At 24.0% G+C, this 4,013-nt stretch carries 6 protein-coding genes; 5 read left to right on the forward strand and 1 reads right to left on the reverse strand.

Features of this window, described 5'->3' with window-relative positions; genetic code table 11:
* Positions 1–307 precede the first annotated feature (307 nt).
* The 4 genes from Q1J60_RS12635 to Q1J60_RS12650 all read left to right on the forward strand — a co-directional run bounded on the left by Q1J60_RS12635 (position 308) and on the right by Q1J60_RS12650 (position 2,579).
* The gene (locus Q1J60_RS12635) at positions 308–517 is read left to right on the forward strand and encodes a helix-turn-helix transcriptional regulator (protein WP_300376003.1); all 210 of its coding nucleotides are present in this window, start codon (positions 308–310) and stop codon (positions 515–517) included.
* Positions 510–1,016, forward strand: a complete 507-nt coding sequence (locus Q1J60_RS12640) for a DUF3278 domain-containing protein (RefSeq protein WP_300376006.1) — start codon at positions 510–512, stop codon at positions 1,014–1,016. The genes Q1J60_RS12635 and Q1J60_RS12640 overlap by 8 nt, the downstream gene beginning before the upstream one ends.
* Before the next feature lie 96 nt (positions 1,017–1,112).
* Positions 1,113–1,565, forward strand: coding sequence for a YkvA family protein (locus Q1J60_RS12645; RefSeq protein WP_300376009.1), 453 nt, complete (start codon positions 1,113–1,115; stop codon positions 1,563–1,565).
* Positions 1,566–1,922: 357 nt separating this feature from the next.
* Positions 1,923–2,579: a hypothetical protein gene (locus Q1J60_RS12650; protein WP_300376012.1), complete on the forward strand. Its 657-nt coding sequence runs from the start codon at positions 1,923–1,925 to the stop codon at positions 2,577–2,579.
* A 197-nt stretch (positions 2,580–2,776) separates the two neighbouring features.
* Here the strand turns inward: Q1J60_RS12650 and Q1J60_RS12655 are convergent, their stop codons facing one another.
* Entirely contained in the window at positions 2,777–3,094 is a 318-nt protein-coding gene (locus Q1J60_RS12655; protein ID WP_300376015.1) for a hypothetical protein, read from the reverse strand.
* 173 nt (positions 3,095–3,267) lie between these two features.
* Between Q1J60_RS12655 and Q1J60_RS12660 the strand changes: the two genes are divergently transcribed.
* Positions 3,268–3,747, forward strand: a complete 480-nt coding sequence (locus Q1J60_RS12660) for a hypothetical protein (RefSeq protein ID WP_300376019.1) — start codon at positions 3,268–3,270, stop codon at positions 3,745–3,747.
* The last annotated feature ends 266 nt before the right edge of the window (positions 3,748–4,013 follow it).

Raw genomic sequence — 4,013 nt, forward strand, 5'->3', positions numbered from 1 at the left:
ATAAAAAAATCTATAAGAAACATTATCGCTAATACAAGTGGACGATTAGATTCTAAATTTTTTTCTTTAACCATAAAATAATAAACTCCTTCTATATAAGTTGTTTTAACATTAAATTGAAAAATAATTTATATGCTAATTGAAAAATAATTTATATGCTAAAAACTAAATTTATACAATAATATTTTTTATACAATTTTTATTATATCATTAAATTTGAAGTGTTGCATATAATTGACATACAAAAAAAACAATGGTATTATTTTATTAAAGTCATATATATATGACATAGAATTGAGGTGAATGGATGAATAAAATAAAGCAATATAGATTTTTAGCTAATATGTCACAGTTAGAACTTTCTAAAAAAGTTGGGGTTGCAAGACAAACTATAAATTTAATTGAAAATCAAAAATACAATCCATCCCTAGACTTATGTATTAGGATTGCCAAGGCATTAGGAACTGATTTAAACACGTTATTTTGGGTTAATGAGGAGGTACACGAGGATGAATAAGTTTGAAAAAACACTTCTAAAGCACAATATAGGTTACTTAGATGAAAGAGATGAATATCAGCAAGGAGTAATTTATGAAACTCTTGCAACAGCTAATTTATACTTATCATATTTGCTTATAATTTGCATAGTAATTAGTCTTATTTTTGATGGAATTAATCATAGATTAACATTTGGAACATTTGCCTTAACCTTTCTTCAATTTGGGAACTCATGTTATATTTTAAATAAGTTAAAAAAAAGTGGAGCTTATGAAACAGAGGTTTATGATGAGTATACTTACAATATGGAAATTAAAAAATTAAAGAAACAATGTGTAATATCAGCAATACAATGGGGAATATTTATGTTTTTTGTAATGACATATCTTTGGCCATGGATTTTAGGTTATCCAATTAATGTAGAGTTAAAACAAGTAATTGTTTGGACAATTAGCGGAACTATATTTGGACTATTATGTTATGCTATTTCAAAATCAAAGATAAAGAAAGTAGTGTAAATTAGGGGAATTTTTCAATTAAACTAAAGTAAGTCACTATATATTGAAAGAAACATAACATTAGGAGTATTATATATTGTAAAGGAGGGAGTATGTATGAGTGAAGAGAATAAAGAACTAATTATTGAAGAAGTTGAGATTAAGGGTAAAAAGCGTAAAATAAATTTAGAAAAATACTCAAAATTCTTTTCTGATAAGGACTTCTTTGATAAATTAAGAAAATTTGCTAAAAAAGCTGGAATTAAGGTAGTTTATACATGCCTATTGTTATACTACACTTTAAAAAAGGATACAACTCCTAAGTGGGCAAAAAGTATAATCATAGGTGTTTTAGGATACTTTATCTTTCCTATAGATTTCCTTCCAGATGTTGCACCAATTGTAGGATACACAGATGACTTAGGACTTCTAATACCTGCCCTTGGAGCAGTAGCCTTTTACATTGATGATGAAGCAAAAGAGCAAGCTAAAGCCAAACTAAAAGACTGGTTTGGAGAATATGAGGAAGATTCCATAGAAGAGATTAATCAAAAAATAAGTAGAAGATAAAAAATAACTCTAAAAATTAAATTCATGATATATACGAACAAAATAAAGCTTATATGTTTTAGTAGTTAAATAATTAGATTTATTAAGCAAAAGCAAGAGGAAATTTATTTGTTTATAAATAGGGATAAACTTAACTTATTAACAAAGTTGTTATATAATGTTAATAAAGTATAGATTAAAGATTTAAATATTGTGATTAACAATAATAAAAAAATTAAGTTTACAGTATATTTAGATAACAAGGAGTTAGCAAATCAAATTTTTATACTAATAATGATGAGCTGGGTAAGTAAATAGTTGATTATATAAGAGAGAGTTCTTAGATGCATAGTTTTAAAAAAAATAAATTTATATATTTTGGCAAATATAATAATCATAGACATTATTTTAGTAAGCAGCATTTTAATGCATAAAATTAGTATAATATTTTTCATGAATTTAATCTTAATAGGAGTTTTAAATATTGCCTTTTTAAATAGAGTAAAATATTCTTTAGCCCTTTTAATAAAACTAAAGAAACTTGAAGAGGTAGATTTTCCAAAATTTAAGGATATTTCAATGGTACTTTTAGGTATTTTATTTTCAATAGTTACATATACAAGCCTATTTTTAGATTCTCTTGGAATCATAGACATATCCAAAAAACTTGGAAATAGTGGACATACTAACAATATACTCCTATTTGTTATACTTTTAATAATTTGTCTTTGGGCTTTTATAACTAATTTATCAGGAGTAATTGTAACAGAAACTACTAGAAAAGGAAGAAAAATTTTTGACCTTAGTGAAAACACTGTAGCCCTTGGCAATGAAGCTCTAAGCAGAGCAACAGGCTCCTTTAAGGATGGAATTATACTTGGCTATTACATTTTCTACTTTAAAAATATACAAGTAGATTATAGAGATAAATCAGGCAATATTATTGTGGAAGGCTATGACAAAAGCCCCTTCAAAATAACCATTGCAGCAAAGAGAAGTAAGAAGTACTTTTCTAAAATTTTAGATGTGGATTAAGGAAATATAAATTTATAATAAAATATAAATAGTAAACTTCTTAAATTTCCAATAGATTTAAATCTCATAATTAAATATAAATTATAAAAGTACTAAAAGTACTAATACACAAAATAATAAAAATGGGCATGTATCAAAATATAACAAATAAAACTTATTTTGATACATGCCCTTTTAGTTTATAATTTAACTTCACACTAGGATATTTTTTTATTAGTTTCCTCTAAAAATAAATATTTATTCTTAAGGAAAGTTACATAAAGAGGGAACAAAAATTGTTTCCAACCCTTCATATAATTACCACAATCAAAAAATATAGTTTCATTATCTGAAATAGAAAAATTTAATTTAGGACTTCTACACCAATCTATCTTTAGATAAATTGTATGATCCCCTTTCTTTAAATTTATTTGCTTTGTTTCACCACATTTTATCTTTCCATAATAGGTATCATCTATAATTATTTTGTAAGATCTCACAACATCAAGTAAGTTATCTCTAGTTATTATTATCATAAATATGCCCCCTTTTTATAACCATAAATTATGTATAAAACTATATGTATATTTTACTAAATTTTAAACAAATAGTAAATAAAAGAGAAGGTTTTTACTAATTATGTATAATAAGAATATAAAGTATTGAATAATTAAATTATAAAATTAAGTAGTGGGGTATGGAGGTTTAAATGAATAAATTAATAAATATAAAAGAAATTTGTAAAATACTAATAATATACTTTATTACTACTATTGTTGCTATGATAGTTGCTGGAGTGATTGTAGAACATGAGTTTTATAATGAATTGAAAAATTATTTATGGGTTTTAATTATATTTACATTATTATTTTTAGTGCTAATAAAATTATTTAAAGTGAAATTTAAATCCGTATTAATTTTTTTAGGAATAATTATGTTTTTACTTTTATTTATACTTTTAAACTTAGATTTTTTTGTTTCAATAGCAAGTGCACCTGATGCAGATATATTTCCAACGATGTTTTGGCTTGCTTTATATACAACATTGCCATTTCAAAGTGTAATAAATATTTTAGTAGGCTATAACATAGAGAGTTTGTCATACTTAATACTTCCAATATATATGGTAACACTAAGCTTATTAAGTTATACGGTACTTAAATTTAAACCTCAAAAGAAAAATAAATAATATTACTAATTTTAATTTTATAACAATTAAAATAGTTTTAAAAATAATAGAACTAAAATTTTACCAACCTAAAGTTATATAAAATTATATTTGAGCCATTGAAATAACTAGGTTGTAAGTCAATTTTATATTAGTGCTTTAAATTTAAGTAAGACACTGGTAAAATAGTAAGAGAAGTATTGAAATAACTAGCTTAAAGTTAAATATAAAAATAAAGATATGGCTATTTTACAAGTATTGAACCTTAACATGAGATGTATTTAAAT

Origin of the sequence: Clostridium sp. (assembly GCF_029258205.1) — a bacterium.
In the GTDB taxonomy this organism is placed as follows: domain Bacteria; phylum Bacillota; class Clostridia; order Clostridiales; family Clostridiaceae; genus Sarcina.

Coding starts and splice junctions, on each gene's coding strand:
- Q1J60_RS12635 (WP_300376003.1), top strand. CDS start 308: ATGAATAAAATAAAGCAATATAGATTTTTAGCTAATATGTCACAGTTA.
- Q1J60_RS12640 (WP_300376006.1), top strand. CDS start 510: ATGAATAAGTTTGAAAAAACACTTCTAAAGCACAATATAGGTTACTTA.
- Q1J60_RS12645 (WP_300376009.1), top strand. CDS start 1,113: ATGAGTGAAGAGAATAAAGAACTAATTATTGAAGAAGTTGAGATTAAG.
- Q1J60_RS12655 (WP_300376015.1), bottom strand. CDS start 3,094: ATGATAATAATAACTAGAGATAACTTACTTGATGTTGTGAGATCTTAC.
- Q1J60_RS12660 (WP_300376019.1), top strand. CDS start 3,268: ATGAATAAATTAATAAATATAAAAGAAATTTGTAAAATACTAATAATA.